Source organism: Pseudomonas sp. S8 (assembly GCF_050473925.1).
Classification (GTDB): domain Bacteria; phylum Pseudomonadota; class Gammaproteobacteria; order Pseudomonadales; family Pseudomonadaceae; genus Aquipseudomonas; species Aquipseudomonas parakoreensis.
The window spans coordinates 1,522,285-1,539,815 of record NZ_JBFDVZ010000016.1 but is presented as its reverse complement, the minus strand read 5'-3'; the positions used below and the strand labels follow the sequence as shown (position 1 = coordinate 1,539,815).

Here is a 17,531-nt window from a genome sequence, read left to right as displayed (position 1 = left end):
GGGCGGCAGTTCAACGGTCTTACTGTGCAGCCGGAGCCGCTTTGATTTTTTCAGCGATCTTGGCGTCAACTGCAGCACGGATCTGGTCGATGCTGAAGCTGGCCGGTTTCTGGCTTGGCGGGTACTCGATGAAGGTCTGCAGGAACTTCGCAGACTTGGTCACCGCTACGCCGGCCAGATAGACGTTCTTGGTGTTCCAGTCATAGAACTGGTCAGACACCACATCCGCCCGCTCATACGGATCCATCCGCAGGTTGAGGATTTTCGGCACGCGCAGGCACACGAACGGCTCGCTCCAGACCCGGAAACCGCCCGGCTGGCGCTGTTCGCAGAACACCACTTTCCAGTTGTCGAAGCGCATCGAGACCAGCATGCCGTCGTCGTTGAAGTAGTAGAACTCGTTGCGCTCGCCTTTGGGCTGCTGGCCGGTCAGGTAGGGCAACTGGTTGTAGCCGTCCAGATGCACTTTGAAGCTGGTACCACCGGAAGTCGGCGCCCAGCCCTTGAGCAGTTTGTCTTTCACGTCGGCATCGCCGGCAGCAGCGAGCAGGGTCGGGAACCAGTCCATCCCCGAGAACATCTCGTTGGAGACTTCGCCGGCCTTGATCTTGCCGGGCCAGCGGACAATCGCCGGCACCCGGTACGCGCCTTCCCAGTTGGAGTTCTTCTCGTTGCGGAACGGCGTGGTCGCCGCGTCCGGCCAGGAGAACTGGTTCGGGCCGTTGTCGGTGGTGTAGACCACGATCGTGTTGTCGGCGATTTTCAGGTCATCGATGGTTTTCAGCAGTTTGCCGACATCGGCATCGTGCTCGAGCATGCCGTCCGCATATTCGTTGCCGGGCATGCCGCTCTGGCCCTTCATCGAATCACGTACATGGGTGAACACGTGCATGCGCGTGGTGTTCATCCAGACGAAGAACGGCTTGTCGGCCTTGGCCTGTTTCTCGATGAACGCTTGCGCGGCGGCAGTGGTTTCGTCGTCGATGGTTTCCATGCGCTTGGTGGTCAAGGCGCCGGTATCTTCGATCTTGCCGTCGGCGAAGCTGTGGATCACCCCTCGCGGGGTATTGGCCTTGACGAATTCGGCATCGTCCTTGGGCCAGTACGGACGCTCTGGCTCTTCTTCAGCGTTGAGGTGGTACAGGTTACCGAAGAACTCGTCGAAACCGTGGTTGGTCGGCAGGTACTCATCGCGGTCACCCAGGTGGTTCTTGCCGAACTGCCCGGTGGCATAACCCAGACCCTTCAGCGCCTGGGCGATGGTGATGTCGCGTTTTTGCAGGCCGACCGGAGCGCCGGGAATCCCGACCTTCGACAGACCTGTACGCAGTGGCGTCTGGCCGGTGATGAACGACGATCGTCCGGCGGTGCAGCTGTTCTCCGCGTAGTAGTCGGTGAACATCATGCCTTCTTTGGCAATCCGGTCGATGTTCGGGGTCTTGTAGCCAACCACGCCCATGGAATAGGCGCTGATATTGGTCTGGCCGATATCGTCGCCGAAGATCACCAGAATGTTGGGTTTCTCAGCCGCTGTGGCGGTTGCCGACAGCGCCATCACCGAGGTTGCCACCAGGGCGAGTTTCGGTAGCCACTTGCGTATGCGAGTCATCTGACTTGCTCCTTTTGCGCGGGGGTGTCGCTTGCTGCGACTTACGTTTACTGCAGTCCTGCGTCACGCTTTTTCTTATTGCACCTGCTCGTTTGCCGGTGGATCGTACGGGTAGATCCGGCGCCATTCGGTCGCCATGTCGACCACGGTCCAGCCACGGGAATTTGCTTCGTCGAGGGCTTTGTCGAGCCGCCCGATATCGGATTTTCGGTCATAGGCCCACTCGCGTCTGGCGTCGGTGTGGTGCACCAGGCCCATGAAGCGTTTGCCGGGCCCGGCAGCCGTCCACTGCAGCATCTGCAGGTCGCCGTCGGAGTTGCCGAACGCGAGGATCGGGCGTTTGCCGATCACCGCATCAATGCTCTCCGGTTTGCCCGGGCCGTCGTCGTTGTGCGCCAGTTTTGGCGTGCGCAGGATCGAGGCCTGGCCGTCCTTGAACTGGAACGCGGTGACGAACGTGGTGCCGATCACCTGTTCCGGCGGAATGCCGTAGACCTTCTCGGCGAAGGCGCGCATGAACCCTGTGTCGCCGCCGGAAACGATGTAGGTCTTGAAGTCCTGGCTGCGCAGGTAGTCGAGCATTTCCAGCATCGGCTGGAAGATCATTTCGGTGTAGGGCTTGCCGGTCTTCGGATGCCGCGCCTGACTCAGCCAGGTCTTGGCGTAATCGTCGAAAGCCTCGGTGGTCATGCCGGTGTGGGTGGCGGCGAAGATCTTGAGGATGCCGTCCATGCCAGCGGCGGCGAGTGCCTTGTGGTCATTTTCCAGCACCGCTTTGAATGGCTGAGTGGTTTTCCATTCCGGATGCTGGGGCGCATTGCGCTTGACCTCGTCGAGGGCGAACAGCAACTCGAAATACATCGGCTGCTCGCTCCACAGGGTGCCATCGTTGTCGAACACCGCGATACGCTCGGCGGGTTTGACGAAGTCCTTGCTGCTCTGGTCGGTAACCGCTTGCACGAACGCAATGATGTTGTTTTTCGCAGGTCCGTCATTCCATGACGGCAAAGGTTCGCTGGCCTGGGCCAGCAATGGCAATGCCAGCGCAAACAACAATGCCAGGCTGAAACGTTGACGCTGCGGCGGCGGGGTGGTCATGGGAATTCCCTTTCCTGAACAGGGTTGAGTGGGCGCAGGGCCGACGCCGGTTTGTGCGGCTGTTGTTCGACCTGACTGTGAAGCGTAGTCAACGATTGGCGCAGTTGAACAAGTGTTTGTTCAGTCTGCGGATCACGCCCGTAAAGTCCCCGCAACAGGCCCTGCAAGCGCGGGCCGGCATTCACCAGTCGCAGCCCGAGGCGACGGCGGCGCAGCCACACATACACCGCGCTCAATTGCGCCGGCCGAGCCTGCAGTTGCGGGTTGATCTGCTGCCAGGCGAAGTCCGCCGATTGCTCCCGGGCCAATTGCCGCGCGTGCTTGCGTGCCAGCCATTGGCGCCGGGCGCGCAGCACAACAGGGTGCAGCCAATAACCAGCACTGACGAAGACACTGAGGAGCGCCAGCCACAGCAGCCAGCGTGCGGAGACGTGCACATTGTCGCGGCCAAGCTGCCTGAGATCATCGGTGATCGAAAACACCGGCTGGTAGTGGCTGTTGACGGCGGCTTCGAAGGTCATGGCCGGCACTTGCGCAGTCCGGCTCTGCCGGGTTTTGACGTCCCACCATTTCACGGCGATGGCTGGCAGGGTGTAGGCGCCAGCCTTGTCGATGCGGTAGGTGACAGCGTCGATCCGCTGACCACCGAGCACGTTGCCGCGGCCGTCATCCAGACGGCTGACTCGTGGGGTCTGCGGATAACGACTCAGACCGTCTACCTCAGCCAGTGGCGGAATCGGCAGTGCCATCGCCAGTGCGCCATCGGCCTGCAGGGTCAGTTGGCGGGTCACGCTGTCGCCGGTTTTCAACGGGGTTGCCGAGTTGATCAGGCTTTGGCTCAGGCGCACATCGCTGGCCACCAACGGCGTTTCTCCGGGTTTGAAGCCTGGCGGCTGGGCGGCACTGAAGTGCAAGGGTTGGCTGTGTGCATAGATTGCAGTGCTGGCCTGACCCGGTGTCGCGGAGACCGTCAACGGCGGGATGTCGAAGCGGCGGGCGACATTCGGGGTGATCAGGTAGCTGTAGCGCAAGCCGCTGAAGGATTGTCCGTCGATCGTCTGATTCAGGTGTTGGGCCCGGCCATCGGGCGGCGTCACCAGGGCGCCGTCGAGTTTCAGTTCGGGCAGGCTCGCGGCGCTGGTGAACCAGGTGTCGGTGAGCACGTCGACTTGCAGCTCCACCAGACCGCCGACCATGGCGCCTTCGGCGGGTTGCAGGTGGGCGTGGATTTTCAGTTGGGGTTCGGCGGCAGAGGCATTCAGGCTGAGTAAGCTGGTTATGAGCAAGGTGCAGATTTTTTTGCTGGCAGATCTGGCCTCATCGCTGGCAAGCCAGCTCCCACAGGGGGGGCTTGTGTTATCGCCAATCGAGTTAACAGCGCAAAACCTTGTGGGTGCTGGCTTGCCAGCGATGAAGCCAACCCGGTTCATGGCCTGGCCCCCGACTGATCCTGCAAACTGAACTTCTGCCTGAGAAACTTCGCCGGCGAGGTGTTCAGGTTCTGCAGCCACAACGCGTCGGACGCTGCCTGTTCGGTCTCGACCTTTTTGCTCTGACCCTTGCCCGGCGCCTTGTCGAATTTCACTTCATCCGGTTTGGTCTCGGGGGCATTTTTTTCGGCGCTGTCGGTGTCCTTGAGCAACGCCTGCGCCAGCGCCAGATTGGCCGTGGCCTCGGGAAATTGCGGTTGTCTTTGCAGGGCCTGGGTGTAAGCGGCAATCGCCTGATCGAACTTGAAACGCCGCACGTAAATGTTGCCCAGATAAAACCAAGCTTGCGCTGTGTCCAGGCGGGCAAAGGTTGCCAGCGCGAGGTCGTAGTCCGCCGCGTGATAGGCCGCCACGCCTTTCCAGTACGGATCGACAAACAGCGCCGCCGCTTGCGGCCAATGCTCATGCTCGGCGGCCCAGCGCCCTTGTTGATCGCGGGTGAAAAATGCGTCGGTCAGTGCACTGGCCTGGGCGGGTGCGGCAGGCCAGCTCAGGCTTGTGGCCAACAGCAGCGCCGGTACCCAGTTGACGCTCCAGCCCTTGCGCACACCGAGCAGCGCCAACAATAGAAGAGGCCAGCACAGCCAGTAACCGGCATCCTTCCAGTGCAATTGCTGCTGTTCGGCGCTGGCACTCTGGAAGTGTTGTTGCGCGTGCAGCTCGATCCAGTCCAGATCATCGTCGTCGAGGGTGAGGCTGCCCAGCGGCGCGTCAAGGGCGGCGGCCAGTTGCTTGAGCGCCGCCATATCGAAGCGGCCGACTACCGGGCGCCCGTTGCTGTCGACTTTCGGCTGTCCGCCGGCTCCCTGAATCATGCCGCCGTCCTCATTGCCGACCGCAAGTACCAGCACCTGCAACTGGCTGTCATCGAGTTGTCTGTCGAGGCCATCGAATTGCGCGGTGTCGGCACCGTCGGTGATCAGCAGCAGGCTGCCCGGGGTTTTCTCGGCACGGAGCAGGCGTTTGGCCTGCTCGATGACCGCGCTGACGTCCTTGCCGGGTTTGTCGATGAGGCCAGTGCCCAGCGCCTGAATGAAGGTGTCGAGCAACGCCGGATCGTCGGTCGGCGGCAACACCAGATGCGCGCTGCCGGCATAGGCGATCAGCGCGGTGCGGGCGCCGGCGCGACGCTGAATGAGGTCGTGCAGTTTGTGCTTGGCCGCTTCCAGCCGCGTCGGCTGAACGTCGTTGGCGTCCATCGACGGCGACAGGTCCATGGCGACGATCAGCGGCGCACGATTCTCCAGAAAGTCCGGGCGATCCTGCTCCCAGGTCGGCCCGGCGGCGGCGATGGCGCCGATGAGCAGCATCGCGCATAGCCAGTGCACCGGGCGCAGGTGCTGCTGATCCTTTGGCGTGACCAGCAGGTGCGGCAGCAAATGTTCGGCGATGTTGTTGCGCAGCCGGCGCTGCAGGTCGCGGCTGCGGCGCCAGAGCAGCGGCAGCAGCGCGGCGAACAGCGCGAGCAGCAACCACAGCGGGCGCAGGAAGTGGAAATCACCGAGATTGATCTCCATTCAGGCCTCCTGCCGCTGGCGGGCAAGCGCCAGGCGCGGGCGTAGCAGGGCACCGAGGTGATACAGCGCCAACAACCCCAGTGCCGCGCCCAACGGCCATTGGAACAGCTCACGTTGCGGCTGATGGCTGAGGGTTTTCACCTGATGTGGCGTGAGGCGGTCGAGGGTGGTGTAGACCTGATCCAGTGCTGCGCGGTCTTCGGCGCGGAAAAACTGCCCGCCTGTGGTCTGGGCGATCTGTTGCAGCCCGCGCAGATTGACCTGCGCCTCGCCGGAAGCCGTCGGGTCGCCGATGCCGATGGTATGAATGACCACTCCTTTGTTGGCGGCCATTTCGGCGGCGTGATCAGGAGTGATCGCACTGCTGGTGTCGTTGCCGTCGGTGAGCAGGATCAGCACTTTCTGCTGCTCGTGGGCCTGGTCGAGCAGTTTCAGACTCAAGCCGATGGCGTCACCGATGGCAGTGTTCGGCCCGGCCATGCCGATGCCGGTATCGGCCAGCAACAGCGACAGGCTGGCGTGATCAAGGGTCAGCGGCGCCTGCGGATAGGCGCCGCTGCCGAACACGATCAGGCCGGTGCGGTCGTCCTTGCGCTTGTCGATGAACCCTTGCACCACCTGTTTGACGGCGGCGAGGCGATTGATTTTCTGGCCGCTTGCGTTGGTGAAGTCTGCGGTTTCCATCGATTGTGAAATGTCGATGGCGAGCATCAGGTCGCGCACCGGTTGCTGGCGTTCGATGGGCTTTTCGACGAGCACCGGGCGGGCGGCAGCGAGCAGCACCAACGCCCACACCAGCAGGTTCAGCAGCAGCTGCCAGTGGTTGCGGCGATTGCCGACCCGGCTCGGCGCTTCCCCGACGGCGCGGCTCATGGCGCCGAAAAACGGCACGCGCACGGCGCTGCGGGCTTCCTGATACACCGGCAGGTATCGGTAGGCCAGCCACGGCAGCGGCAGCAGAAGCAGCAACCACGGGTAATCAAGCTGCCACATGATGATGCTCCACCCAGTACTGGCAGGCGTCGAACAACGCCTGGCGCTGCTCGGCGGGGAGGGCGCGCAGGGTGGCGTCGGGGGCGTAGGCGAGTTGGCCGAGTTGGGCGCTGAAATCGCCGGGCAGTTTCTTTTTACTGTGCTGCTGCAAAAAGGCCTGCCACTCCGATCTCCCCAACGCCGCCACCCCTGTAGGAGCTGCCGAAGGCTGCGATCTTTTGATCTTGTTGTTTAAAGGCAACGTCAAAAGATCGCAGCCTTCGGCAGCTCCTACAGGGCGGTGTTTCAGGGGCATCGAGAGCGCCACGCGCTTGAGCAGCTCGGGCAGTTCGCGCAGGGCATTGAGGTCATCGCTGCGCCCGCGCAATTGCGCCAATCGCACCAACGCCTCGCGCCGGTACTGATCCCGTCGCCATTGCACATAACGCCGCACGCCAACCACCAGTGCCAGCACAACCAACAGCGCCAGTAACAGCCACCAGCCCCAGGTCTGCGGCGCATAACTCACCGGCGCCGGCAGGCTCAGCTCCTTGAGCTGGCTGATGTCAGGAATAGTCGGGTTCATCGCCGTGGGCCGGCAGACTTGCCAAGCTCGGCGCGCAATTGCGCGTGGGCCTCTTCGGCGGTGCTGAACATCATCAACGGCACCTGACTGCGGCGCAGCAGCGTGGCGACATCCTTGAGCCGGCCACCGAGGTAGTCGCCCAATGGCTGATGCACGCTGCGTTTCTCGACAGCCAGTTCCACCTGCAATTGGCCCTGCGTGATCAGCAGCCGGCCATCGCTCGGCAACTTCAGAGCCAGCGGGTCGTAGACTTGCAGGGCGATCACGTCGTTATGCGCGCGCAGTTGCCGCATCAATTGCAAGGTACGTTCACCCGCCCCGGCGAAGTCGCTGACGATGCAGATCAAATGGTCGTGACCGGCCAGCGCCAGGCAACGCTGCAAGGCCTTGTCCAGTTGGTCTTCGTCTTCGGCGTCGGGATTGGCCGCGTTCAGCGCCTGATTCTGTTGCACCACGCGGCTGAGCAAGGCTTCGACCCGTTTGCGGCTGCGTAGCGGTGCAATGCTGTCGATGCGTTGATCGTTGAACACCAGACCACCGACCCGGTCACCAGCGTTGAACACCATCCATGCCGCCAGTGCGCCGAGTTCAGCGGCGAGGGCAGATTTGAAACTGCGTTGCGAGCCGAAGAACATCGACATGCGCTGATCGACCACGATCAACGCCGGGCGATCGCGCTCTTCAGTAAAAGTGCGGACCACCGGTTTGCCGGTGCGCAGCGAAGCGCGCCAGTCGAGGTGACGTAAATCATCACCGGGCTGGTAGCGGCGCAGCTCATCGAAGTTCAAGCCACGGCCGCGCAAGCGCGAAGCGTGGTTGCCAGCAAGAATGCTGCCCTGGGGCTGGCGCGCGAGAAAACTCAGGTCACGGGCCTTGAATTCCAGCGCCATCAATTGCGCCAGAGAGACGTAGACCAGGCCCTCCGTGTTCATGCTGGAATCGCCACTTTATCCAGCAAACGGTCGAGCACCTGATCGGCCGTCACGCCCTCCGCGACTGCGTCGTAGCTCAATTGCAGGCGATGGCGCAGCACCGGATGCACCACCGCGCGCACGTTGTCCGGCGAGACGAAATCCTGGCCCTGCAACCACGCGTCGGCCCGCGCGCAACGATCCAGGCCGATGCCGCCACGGGGACTGGCACCGATGCTGATCCAGCGTCCGAGGTCTTCGTCGTAATCGGCCGGGTGGCGAGTGGCGTTGATCAGGTCGATCAGATAGCGGTCGATGGCCGGCGACACATGCACTGCGCTGACCTCCTTGCGCGCGGCGAGAATCACTTCCTGTGACAGGCTGAAGCCCTTGCTCGGCGCGGTGTTCGCGCCTTGGGCAAACTCCTCGGCGCGCAACAGGCGCAGCACCTGGCTTTCATTGTCGGCGCTGGGGTAATCCAGCAGCACCTTCATCAGGAACCGGTCCATCTGCGCTTCCGGCAGCGGATAAGTGCCTTCCTGTTCGATCGGGTTCTGTGTGGCGACCACAATGAACAACTCCGGCAGCACATGACTGGTGCCGGCCACGGTAATCTGCCGTTCTTCCATGGCTTCCAGCAGCGCCGCCTGGACCTTGGCCGGGGCACGGTTGATCTCGTCGGCGAGGATCAGATTGCCGAACAGCGGGCCTGGCTGGAAGCGGATCTCGGTTTGCCCGGCGACCTGATGCAGCACTTCGGCGCCGGTGATGTCCGAGGGGAGCAAGTCGGGGGTGAACTGGATGCGGCTCATCTTCGCGTCCAGATGCGTGGCCAGCGCCTTGACCGTGCGCGTCTTGGCCAGCCCCGGCAGGCTTTCCAGCAGCAAATGCCCGTTGGCCAGCAGGCCAAGGAGGATCTGCCGAATGACCTGATCCTGGCCGAGTACGGCTTCAGCGATGCTTGCTTGCAGGGCGTTGAGGTCGGTGAGTGCGGTCATGGGACAGTCCTTGGTGGCCGGTCTAGAAAAACGCCAGGGTCATGTTGACGGCAATGCCGTTGCCTTCGGGTCGATTCTTGGTGTCGAACTCCGGCACCCAGCGCGCACTGATGTTGGCTTGGGCATCGGCGAATTTGCCGCTCCAGGCGACCACCGGCCCGGCGCCGACGGAGCGGCCACGGAAGCCATTCAGGCTGTCGGCGGTCTGGCCCTTGTCGTCGGTGACTTGCTGGATATAACCGGCCGCGAGACCTGCGCTCCAGCCACTGCCGAAGCCGTGAGTCCACAAGGCATCGAGGGTGAAGATGTTGCCGTTGCGGTAATCGGTGGCGGTGTTTTCGGTGTAGAACTCCAGGCCACTGGACAGGGTGAACTCGCCCCCCTTGCCGTCCAGATGGGTGAAGGCCACGGTGGGCATGAACGTGTAATTGTTCTGCCCCGGGTTGGCCAGGCGATTGTCGTTGTAGGCGCCGGTCGGCACGTAGATCGGCAGGGAGAACGCGATGTGATTCAGTTCGTCGAAGTGGTAGCCGGCGGCAATCGGGGTGACCAGCGCGTCGGCGAACTGGGTGCCGGAATCGCTGGTACCGAGGGTGCGCCCGCGCGGGCCGGTGATGGCCGCGTCGATGTCGGTGTACTGCAGCGGAACACCGATGGCCGAGGCGAAGTTCCAGGGACCTTTGCCGGTGTCCCAGATGTGGGTCAGGTTGGTCATGGTGTAGGAGACTTTCATGTCGATCCCGGCACTGACTTCACCGGAAATCGGCGCACCGCGGCTGCCCTTGAGCGAGCCGTCGTACCAGATGCTGGTGACCGAGACCACCCAGCCCGGTTCGGGCGGGATGATCCCGGCGTTGGAAAACACCTGTTGCCCGGTGATCGGCCGGCCTACACCACCTTCGGCTGCATAGAGTTGAGGACTGCCGATCATGCACAGCGCCAGCAGCGGACGCACAACGTAAGGCTTGACCATCACTGGCTCCGTTTATTGTTTTGAGTTGACCGGGTCGAGCTGCGGCATCTTCCATTCGCCGCTGGCCACTTCCGGTTTCGGCAGGTACAGGCGCAACACGCCGTAGAACGGCCCGTTCGGTGCCGGCAGCCAGTTGGCCTGCTTGTCCTTGCCGGGATTGGCGTGCTGCACGTAAAGGGTCAATCCGCCGTCGGCATCGAGCTTCAAGTCGGGCAGCATCCGCGAATTGATCAGGTAGCGATTGAGCGGGTTGGCCACCAGCAATTTGCTCTTGCCGTCGTACATGGTCAGCGACCAAAAGGCGTCGGCCGGGGGCAGGGCGCCCTTGTCGAAATGCAGGGTGTAGTCGTGTTTCGCTGCGTCGGCCGGCTGGCCGTCCTTGTCGACGAAATAGCCTATGTAGTTCGCCTCTTCGGCAGAGTTGCCGAAGATGCCCATGTTGGCGCCGGCGTAGCGATACAGGTAATTGCCCTTGAGGTGATCACGGGTGCCAAACAAGTCACCGCTGCTGAGTTCGTGCGTGTCGACCTTGTCTTTCTTGAACGCGGCGAATTCAGCCTTGGCGTCACTGATGCCGTCTTCGAGAGCCTTGCGTTGCTCGGCGCTGAGCTTTTTCAGGTCGAATGGCTGACCGGCACCGATGCCGATTTTGGCGAAGCGTGCGAGCAGGTCTTTTTCAACGTCCTGCGGCGGGGTGAAGGCGAGCATGAAGTTCAGGTAGCGGAACAGCTCCGGGGTTTCGCTCATGGTAGGCGTCGGTTTCGGCCAGCTGATTTTCGGTGCCGGCGCCGGGGCTTTCTGTTTTACGTAGTGGCTCAGCGGTTCGACCGCGTAGCCTTTTTGGATCTGCTTGACCTTGCCCAGATCTTTTTCGTCGAACAGCTGCGTGCGGTACAGCGCGTAGGCGATGTTGCTTTCGCTGCGCACCAGGCGGTCGATGTTGATCGGTTGCTGACCCTGCCAGTCAGGCCCGGCGATCATGAAATGACCACCGTTATTGCCGGTGCTGCGGGTGCCCAGGTAAGCGAAGTTCTGCGTATAGGCGTCGATCAGTTGCACCGAGTAGTAACGGTGCTCTTCGATCGGCGGCAAGGTCAGGATCAATGGCTCGCTACGCAGGTCCATCCAGACAAACGAGTAGGGCGTGTCGGCGTTCGGTGTGACGAACGCGGTGTCCTTGGCGGTGAAGGCCTTGGCGGTGTTGCCGATCTGGTTGAACGGTGCCTTGAAGTTCGGGCTCTTGCGGTCCACGGCCTGGGTGTACAGGGTCTTGTACATTTCCACTACCGGGAAGCCATACAAGTAGGCGTCCTTGGCGATGCCTCGGGCTTCTTCGGGGCTGGCGCTGAAATCGGCCCAGGCGCTGCTGCTCAGGGCGAGGGTCAGACCGGTCAGCCATAGATTGCGTGTGTTCATGCGGCGTCCTTATTCATTGCACGACTGTGATGTCGTCGAGTTTCCAGCTCTTGTCGAAATAGGCTTCGGTCGGTGCGTACAGGCGGAAGTAGCTGAACCAGTGCTTGCCGGGCACTGTTTGCACCCAGTTGTTTTCGAAGCCTTTGGGCGCGCTCGGGCCGAAGTACAGGTCCACCGAGCCGTCGGCGTTTTTCTTCAGATCCTGGCGTGAGGACAGGTCGGCCTTGCGCTGCGGATTGTCGATCAGGCAACGGCTGTCGATGTCGTACACGGTCATCGACCAGAACTGCTTGGCCGGCGGGTTGGCGCCAACGTGCAGGCGGTAGGTCTTGCCGCCGTCGAGCCAGTCACCCTTGGCATCCGTGTAGGCACCGAGGTAAGTCTGGCCGAGGCCCGGGGTTTTGGAGACCATGCCCTTGGTGTTAGTGACGGCCTCGTAGAACCAGGCGCTGCGTTCCCACAACTGGTCGTAATAGGCCACGCGTTGCGACGGTTCGGCGATGTTCAGCACCGTGTCCCAATGCCGGTCGGGCCAGTACTGCGCGTCAGGAAAGCGCTTGGCAAACGTGTTGGCCTTGGCGATCAGCTCACCGACCTGCGCGCCGGACTCCAGAGCCTGACGCTGCTGAGTGTTGGGGTTGAAGGGTTTGTCCTTCTCGATGCCGAGACTGGCGAGCATCGCCATGTAGAAGCGATCACGTTCATTGACCGGTTCTTTCTGGATGATCTGGTGCAGCCGCTGCCAGTAAGCGATGCCGCGTGGCTGGGTACCCGACCACTTTTTACCGTCAGGCGACAGCAGGCGGGTCTTGCTCGGCTCGGCACGTTTGGCGTACGGGTACATCTTGAATTTTTCTACCAGCGCCTTGCCCTTGGCCGGATCCGGATCCAGCACCCGGAAGCCCACGAGCACGTTCATGGTTTCCGATTTGGCCAGGTAATACTTGTCGGCATCGGCGGGTGGTTCCGCGCCCGGTGGCAGCACCAGGTATTGGCCACCCTGGCCTTTGTCCGGGCCGGTCTGGCCCATGTCGATGATTGCCCGCTGCCAGAAATCGCCAATGCCGCCGGCGGTCGGTCCCGGTGGCAGTTCAATCACCAGCGGCCCGGTTTCGCTGAGGTCGACGAAGCCGAGAATGTACGGCGTGGTGGCGTTGGCGGTGATCACGCCGAGTTTGTCTTCGTAGCTGTTGAGCACCATCAGATCGCCGCTGCGTGCGCCAAGCTTGTCGCGAAATTCTTCCTGCCACTGCGCGTAGGACACCAGTGGCAAGGCCCACAGGTAACTCTGGGTGGCCTGCTGAAAATCCAGCTCGGCGTAGAGTTTGGCAATCGACTCAGGTGCCGGCAGTTCGCCCTCCATGGCAATTTTGCCGATACGGGTATCCAGATCCTGAGCACCGACGCCGCAGCTGGCGAACAGGGTCATCAGGCTGAAACCGGCGGCGCGTAAGGCGATGTGCATGGCGATGTCCTTATTTTCCGAATGTCACGTTGATTCCGGCAAACAGAGTGAACTGCGGCAGACCATCGCCCTTGCGTTCGACGGTCCATTGCGGTTCGAGAAAGGCGTTGAGAATGTTGCTGCCGGACTTCCAGACCTTGCCTGCACCCAGGCCGATCGGGATGTAGTGAGTGTTGTTCTTCAGGTCGAACGTCCAGGTGCCGGTAGAGCGCAGGTACCAGCCCTTGTTGAGGTTATGAATGATGAACGGCTGCAGGGTTGCGCTTTCGACATGCGCGCGGTCGTGGTCGCCGGCAAACGAGCTCTGGTACTGCACCAGCGCACCGAGCAAGCCGCGCGGAGATGAGTCAATCGCCACTGCAGCAAGACCGGCTTGCCATTTACCGGTGCCCAGTTCGTCCTCGGCCGCGGTCGGCGCGGTGATCTGCGGGCCGATGCCCAACTGCACGCCGTCGGTCTTGAGCAGGAAGATGTCGAACAGATTGAGATCGCCGATGCCGGTGCTGTAGCCGCCGTGCGGATCGGGGCGGGTGCTGATCGGCATCGTTGCGCGCAGCAGTTGCGGTACGCCGATGAAATCGTTGGGCGCAATCGGCAAAGTGCCGCGCAGCAGCGCGTCGTTGGTGTGCAGGTTGCTGTTGAACAGCTTCGGCGTGTAGTAATCCTGCAGGTTGGCGCCGGGCGCCAGGTTCAGCGGATTGTTGCTTTTGTTGGCCTCTTCGGCGTTATTCGCCAAGGCACAAACCGCAGGCGCCAGCGAACTCGCCAGCAGCAAGGCGTGAATCCCCAATTTTTTTGACATGGTCCCCGTTTCCCTGGTGGCTACTGCATGGACGTCCCGGCGCCTCTCGGCCGTTGGACGTATTTCCTTTTTTATCAAGCCTGTAGGACACGTCTGAATGACGCTAGCAGCTAATCGGGAGTTAGCCAGTCGAAGGGATTAATTCTTTGGTTTTGTCTACAGAGTCACACTAAAGGCGGGCGCTAAATTTTTACGACCCTGTAGGAGCTGCCGCAGGCTGCGATCTTTTGACTTTGATTTTTTAAAAGCCAGATCAAAAGATCGCAGCCTGCGGCAGCTCCTACAGGGGGCGGGGATTACAGATTTTTCTTGGCTTGCTCGCGAACGCGTTCTTCCTGCGCCCGTGCCTCAGGCGTGAACTCGGCACCGAAATCCTCTGCCGAGAAGATCTGGCGGATCTCGATGTCAGAGTCGCCGGGCATCGGGTTCGGACAGCGCTTGACCCACTCGATAGCTTCTTCTTTCGACTTCACTTCCCAGATCCAGTACCCGGCCACCAACTCCTTGGTCTCGATGAACGGACCGTCGATGATGGTGCGCTTGTCGCCGGAGAAATGCACGCGGGTGCCTTTGCTGCTCGGGTGCAGGCCATTGCCGTCGATGAGAACGCCGGCCTTGACCAGTTCTTCGTTGAAGTTGCCCATGGCGGTGATCAGCTCTTCACTGGGCATGATGCCGGCTTCGGAGTCGGCGCTGGCTTTGACAAGGATCATGAATCGCATGGTGGTTTCTCCAGGGAATGGGGTTGATTCACTGCTTAGTCGAACGGGAGGGGCGTGAATCGACAGGTCTCTGAATAAAAGATGCAGTCCGGCGTTTTAACAAACGCAATCCGACACGCTGCACTGCCAAGGTAGGAGCTGCCGCAGGCTGCGATCTTTTGATCTTGTCGTTAAAAACCAGCATCAAAAGATCGCAGCCTGCGGCAGCTCCCCGTGCGTATTTCAATTCAGGATGTTTAAACGTTGTTTCGATTTTGCGGAACGTTCCCACAAGGTTTTCAGGTTGTCCGTCGGACGTCGGGTCTCTAGCCTGTGTTCGTCGCTGCCAATTCAGCGACCGGGACTGGAAACCCCGATGGGTATTAGTGGCGCGTACACGCCTTTCATAACGTATCCTTGCGCACTTCGAATGTGTGCACTCCGTTATGGCGGCTGTGCGCGGGGGACCTTCGGGTCGTCCGGGTCGCCGCTGCCCGGGTTTCCAACCTGCGTACAGCTGCCACCTCTTCGTCCGGAAACCGAAGGGGGCAGCTCCGACTATTCAGTGGAGTTACACCATGAAAAAACCAACACCCAACCCCCCCAGAGTCAGGCGCCGACACCACAACCCCTTACGCCTCAGTCGACAGTAAAAAACTCCACGAAGCCGCCGACCGCGCCCTCGACTACTACCTCAATCCCGCCGCCCGTATCATGTCCAGCGCCAACGAGCCTGAGTCCATGTACCTCGCCAATCCCAGGTACAACACCGAATCTCTTCTAGCCAACGCCAGCGAAACACTCGGCTCGGCCAGCGAGATGCTCATCAACTTCGCTGCCTCGCTGGAAACCTCCCAGCGCAAAACAGCACTGGGTATTGCTCAGGTCGTCATGCTGGGCGAGTTAGCGATAAATCAAGCACTGGATCACGTAGAACTTAAAGACTGATTGATCATGATCCTTCCCGCGCGCAGCAAAGCAATGCAGCCCTTGACGCTCTGCGTCAGATTCGTGAGTTGGCGCGCGGAGCTCTCTTGTTACATTCCTTTACCGCGCGTTGGAACGGTCAACGACCAACCAAAAAAGACTCTAGCCGGTCGTATTTTCTATCCAGCTCGCAGGTGACATGGATACCCTGTTTTCCAAAACAAGATCGGGTAACATCCGCAGGTCGTGATATTCAATGGAGAGAAACGATGGCAGGAAAGCCAGTCGCAAGGCTCGGAGATCCAGGTAGTCATGGTGGAAATATCAGCACTGGATCAAGTCCTATTTTTGTTAACTCGACTCCCGTAGCTTTGGTAGGAGATATCTATTCCTGCCCGATTCACGGCAGTAATCCCATAACAACGGGCACCCCCATGTTTTTGGGTTGGGAAAGGACGTTGCCCATGTCGGTTCCCAAACGGCATGTGGAGCGACGATTACTGCTGGATCACCCGACACCTTCGTCGGTGATTCTGGTAGTGCTCCCGCCAGCTTCTTCTCGCAGTTTCTGAAAGAAAAGACTTTCGTCGAGTTTCAGTTGCTTAATGAAAGAGATGAACCTGTAGCCAACGAGGCGTATGAATTGACGCTTCCCGATGGAACCTTGATGACTGGCGTCCTCGACGAAAATGGCTTTGTGCATGTTGCAAATATTCCCAGGGGGAGTTGCAGCATAAAGTTTCCGAAACTTGAAGATACGGAACATCTTTAATGGTTCAGTCTACTAAAACTACCAGCACAACCCAGGCAGCAAAAAATACAGGCGCATCAGGGAAAACCACGAAAACCAATCAGGTGGTCGTATCCGGTGCGTATATGGAAGTGCTGGTGGGTGGCCCCTACACCCGCGATAAAGAAGAGCATCCTTTCGGGCACGCGGCTTTACACGTGGTGGTCGGTAGCAAAGACATTACTTATGACTTTGGTCGCTATGGAAAAACCTGGGGCACGTTCGATAGCGAGGGCGAAGGCGCGTTGAACGTCTGGACGTCCTTCAAAGCGTATATCTCTGGTGAAAACAGTTTGGGGCGTACAACAACAGGTTTTGTTTATTTTTTGGAAAATGCAAACGCCGAGGCTGTGATCGCTCATTTCGACGGTATTGTCGCCAAGCAAAAAGAACAGCGAAAAAAGACTGCCTCATCAGCTCGGTATGTCTTGCCATCGAACTATCATCCGACTACGAATAACTGCACAACCGTGACAATTGCAGGAGCAAAGGTTTCGGGAAAGTCAATTGTGCAGAACCCGGCGAGATTCAATGAGATGCGAGGTCTTTCTTTCATCGAAAGACAGGCAGCGCGTACGCAAAGTAGTCCGAAGGACGGTATTTTCATGCCTGCGGATTTACAAGCCATGCTCGAAGCGAATACCGAGGCCCCCTATGATAAGAAAAATGTTTACAAATAGACGTCTTGGCCTATGGCTGGTGGCAGTTTTATCCGTCAATGCGATTTTTTTGGCTTTTCTGATTTTTGGCGATATTACGAAGGGGCACAATATGAAAATGATCAAAACTAAAGAACCGTTGCTGATTGAAGGGCCAAATGGCGACGAGAATTACTATGTCCTGCCTTTGGGTACTACCCTTTATCACGATAAAAGCTTTCCTGAAGGGCACGACCGTTATGTAGTGTATCTCAATCATAAAGGTGCAATTGCACACGAAGAAGTACCCATGAAGCCTGAGTATGGTGGTTCATTTATAGATCCGCTCTGGCTGGCCAATGTTGATGAGGAAACCTTGAAAGAAATTTTCAAACGGTTTCCGCTCTCCAAAACCGATATTGCCGCTGCGATCAAGGCCAATGAAATAACCAAGGATGATCTAGCCGACATCATCCGATCCATGCCCGACTGACCAATTCTTTTAGCTGTCGGTGAAACGAAGCTGCGATCTTTTGATCTTGATGAAAAGATAAAGTCAAAAGATCGCAGCCTTCGGCAGCTCCTACAGGGGGGCGGGGTTGTATACAATTTTTTGCGCGGCCCCCTGACAATTTTCT

At 59.9% G+C, this 17,531-nt stretch carries 16 protein-coding genes and 2 pseudogenes; 5 read left to right on the top strand and 13 right to left on the bottom strand.

The window, feature by feature from the left end:
- Positions 1–19: 19 nt before the first annotated feature.
- From AB1J88_RS08110 to AB1J88_RS08050, 13 genes are all read right to left on the bottom strand, one after another.
- Positions 20–1,609 carry an arylsulfatase gene (locus tag AB1J88_RS08110; protein WP_041066944.1) on the bottom strand — a complete coding sequence of 530 codons (1,590 nt, stop codon included), beginning with the start codon at positions 1,607–1,609 and terminating at the stop codon, positions 20–22.
- 75 nt (positions 1,610–1,684) lie between these two features.
- Positions 1,685–2,707 carry an HAD family hydrolase gene (locus AB1J88_RS08105; RefSeq protein ID WP_430290722.1) on the bottom strand — a complete coding sequence of 341 codons (1,023 nt, stop codon included), beginning with the start codon at positions 2,705–2,707 and terminating at the stop codon, positions 1,685–1,687.
- Positions 2,704–4,137, bottom strand: a complete 1,434-nt coding sequence (locus AB1J88_RS08100) for a hypothetical protein (protein ID WP_430290721.1) — start codon at positions 4,135–4,137, stop codon at positions 2,704–2,706. Before AB1J88_RS08100 ends, AB1J88_RS08105 begins: the two co-directional genes overlap by 4 nt.
- Positions 4,134–5,714, bottom strand: coding sequence for a VWA domain-containing protein (locus AB1J88_RS08095; protein WP_430290720.1), 1,581 nt, complete (start codon positions 5,712–5,714; stop codon positions 4,134–4,136). Before AB1J88_RS08095 ends, AB1J88_RS08100 begins: the two co-directional genes overlap by 4 nt.
- On the bottom strand, positions 5,715–6,707 hold the full coding sequence (locus tag AB1J88_RS08090) for a vWA domain-containing protein (RefSeq protein WP_430290719.1): 993 nt from the start codon (positions 6,705–6,707) through the stop codon (positions 5,715–5,717).
- Entirely contained in the window at positions 6,694–7,272 is a 579-nt protein-coding gene (locus AB1J88_RS08085) for a DUF4381 domain-containing protein (protein WP_430290718.1), read from the bottom strand. Before AB1J88_RS08085 ends, AB1J88_RS08090 begins: the two co-directional genes overlap by 14 nt.
- Positions 7,269–8,204, bottom strand: coding sequence for a DUF58 domain-containing protein (locus AB1J88_RS08080; RefSeq protein WP_430290717.1), 936 nt, complete (start codon positions 8,202–8,204; stop codon positions 7,269–7,271). Before AB1J88_RS08080 ends, AB1J88_RS08085 begins: the two co-directional genes overlap by 4 nt.
- The gene (locus AB1J88_RS08075) at positions 8,201–9,181 is read right to left on the bottom strand and encodes an AAA family ATPase (RefSeq protein WP_430290716.1); all 981 of its coding nucleotides are present in this window, start codon (positions 9,179–9,181) and stop codon (positions 8,201–8,203) included. The genes AB1J88_RS08080 and AB1J88_RS08075 overlap by 4 nt, the downstream gene beginning before the upstream one ends.
- 22 nt (positions 9,182–9,203) lie before the next feature.
- The gene (locus AB1J88_RS08070; RefSeq protein ID WP_262948357.1) at positions 9,204–10,154 is read right to left on the bottom strand and encodes a SphA family protein; all 951 of its coding nucleotides are present in this window, start codon (positions 10,152–10,154) and stop codon (positions 9,204–9,206) included.
- 12 nt (positions 10,155–10,166) lie between these two features.
- Positions 10,167–11,570, bottom strand: coding sequence for a DUF1254 domain-containing protein (locus AB1J88_RS08065; RefSeq protein ID WP_430290715.1), 1,404 nt, complete (start codon positions 11,568–11,570; stop codon positions 10,167–10,169).
- A 13-nt stretch (positions 11,571–11,583) separates the two neighbouring features.
- Positions 11,584–13,035 (bottom strand): DUF1254 domain-containing protein, encoded by a 1,452-nt coding sequence (locus AB1J88_RS08060; protein WP_041066970.1) that lies wholly within the window; start codon positions 13,033–13,035, stop codon positions 11,584–11,586.
- 10 nt (positions 13,036–13,045) lie between these two features.
- Positions 13,046–13,837: a hypothetical protein gene (locus AB1J88_RS08055; RefSeq protein WP_430290714.1), complete on the bottom strand. Its 792-nt coding sequence runs from the start codon at positions 13,835–13,837 to the stop codon at positions 13,046–13,048.
- 296 nt (positions 13,838–14,133) lie between these two features.
- Positions 14,134–14,559, bottom strand: coding sequence for a YciI family protein (locus AB1J88_RS08050; protein WP_430290713.1), 426 nt, complete (start codon positions 14,557–14,559; stop codon positions 14,134–14,136).
- Between the two features lie 557 nt (positions 14,560–15,116).
- Between AB1J88_RS08050 and AB1J88_RS08045 the strand changes: the two are divergent.
- The 5 genes and pseudogenes from AB1J88_RS08045 to AB1J88_RS08025 all read left to right on the top strand — a co-directional run bounded on the left by AB1J88_RS08045 (position 15,117) and on the right by AB1J88_RS08025 (position 17,386).
- Positions 15,117–15,486, top strand: a pseudogene (locus tag AB1J88_RS08045) (DUF6124 family protein).
- A gap of 248 nt (positions 15,487–15,734) precedes the next feature.
- Positions 15,735–15,893 (top strand): annotated as a pseudogene (locus tag AB1J88_RS08040) (PAAR domain-containing protein); the annotation flags it as partial.
- Positions 15,894–15,910: 17 nt separating this feature from the next.
- Positions 15,911–16,237, top strand: a complete 327-nt coding sequence (locus AB1J88_RS08035) for a hypothetical protein (RefSeq protein WP_430292725.1) — start codon at positions 15,911–15,913, stop codon at positions 16,235–16,237.
- On the top strand, positions 16,237–16,935 hold the full coding sequence (locus AB1J88_RS08030) for a hypothetical protein (RefSeq protein WP_430290712.1): 699 nt from the start codon (positions 16,237–16,239) through the stop codon (positions 16,933–16,935). The genes AB1J88_RS08035 and AB1J88_RS08030 overlap by 1 nt, the downstream gene beginning before the upstream one ends.
- 91 nt (positions 16,936–17,026) lie before the next feature.
- A complete protein-coding gene (locus AB1J88_RS08025; RefSeq protein WP_243753581.1) occupies positions 17,027–17,386 on the top strand; it encodes a hypothetical protein in 360 nt (119 codons plus the stop codon).
- Positions 17,387–17,531: the final 145 nt, after the last annotated feature.

What these genes read in the sequence shown, in the direction of transcription:
- AB1J88_RS08070 (WP_262948357.1), bottom strand. Translation starts at nt 10,154, where the DNA reads ATGGTCAAGCCTTACGTTGTGCGTCCGCTGCTGGCGCTGTGCATGATC.
- AB1J88_RS08075 (WP_430290716.1), bottom strand. Translation starts at nt 9,181, where the DNA reads ATGACCGCACTCACCGACCTCAACGCCCTGCAAGCAAGCATCGCTGAA.
- AB1J88_RS08055 (WP_430290714.1), bottom strand. Translation starts at nt 13,837, where the DNA reads ATGTCAAAAAAATTGGGGATTCACGCCTTGCTGCTGGCGAGTTCGCTG.
- AB1J88_RS08060 (WP_041066970.1), bottom strand. Translation starts at nt 13,035, where the DNA reads ATGCACATCGCCTTACGCGCCGCCGGTTTCAGCCTGATGACCCTGTTC.
- AB1J88_RS08095 (WP_430290720.1), bottom strand. Translation starts at nt 5,714, where the DNA reads ATGGAGATCAATCTCGGTGATTTCCACTTCCTGCGCCCGCTGTGGTTG.
- AB1J88_RS08100 (WP_430290721.1), bottom strand. Translation starts at nt 4,137, where the DNA reads ATGAACCGGGTTGGCTTCATCGCTGGCAAGCCAGCACCCACAAGGTTT.
- AB1J88_RS08105 (WP_430290722.1), bottom strand. Translation starts at nt 2,707, where the DNA reads ATGACCACCCCGCCGCCGCAGCGTCAACGTTTCAGCCTGGCATTGTTG.
- AB1J88_RS08025 (WP_243753581.1), top strand. Translation starts at nt 17,027, where the DNA reads ATGAAAATGATCAAAACTAAAGAACCGTTGCTGATTGAAGGGCCAAAT.
- AB1J88_RS08065 (WP_430290715.1), bottom strand. Translation starts at nt 11,570, where the DNA reads ATGAACACACGCAATCTATGGCTGACCGGTCTGACCCTCGCCCTGAGC.
- AB1J88_RS08090 (WP_430290719.1), bottom strand. Translation starts at nt 6,707, where the DNA reads ATGTGGCAGCTTGATTACCCGTGGTTGCTGCTTCTGCTGCCGCTGCCG.
- AB1J88_RS08080 (WP_430290717.1), bottom strand. Translation starts at nt 8,204, where the DNA reads ATGAACACGGAGGGCCTGGTCTACGTCTCTCTGGCGCAATTGATGGCG.
- AB1J88_RS08085 (WP_430290718.1), bottom strand. Translation starts at nt 7,272, where the DNA reads ATGAACCCGACTATTCCTGACATCAGCCAGCTCAAGGAGCTGAGCCTG.
- AB1J88_RS08030 (WP_430290712.1), top strand. Translation starts at nt 16,237, where the DNA reads ATGGTTCAGTCTACTAAAACTACCAGCACAACCCAGGCAGCAAAAAAT.
- AB1J88_RS08050 (WP_430290713.1), bottom strand. Translation starts at nt 14,559, where the DNA reads ATGCGATTCATGATCCTTGTCAAAGCCAGCGCCGACTCCGAAGCCGGC.
- AB1J88_RS08110 (WP_041066944.1), bottom strand. Translation starts at nt 1,609, where the DNA reads ATGACTCGCATACGCAAGTGGCTACCGAAACTCGCCCTGGTGGCAACC.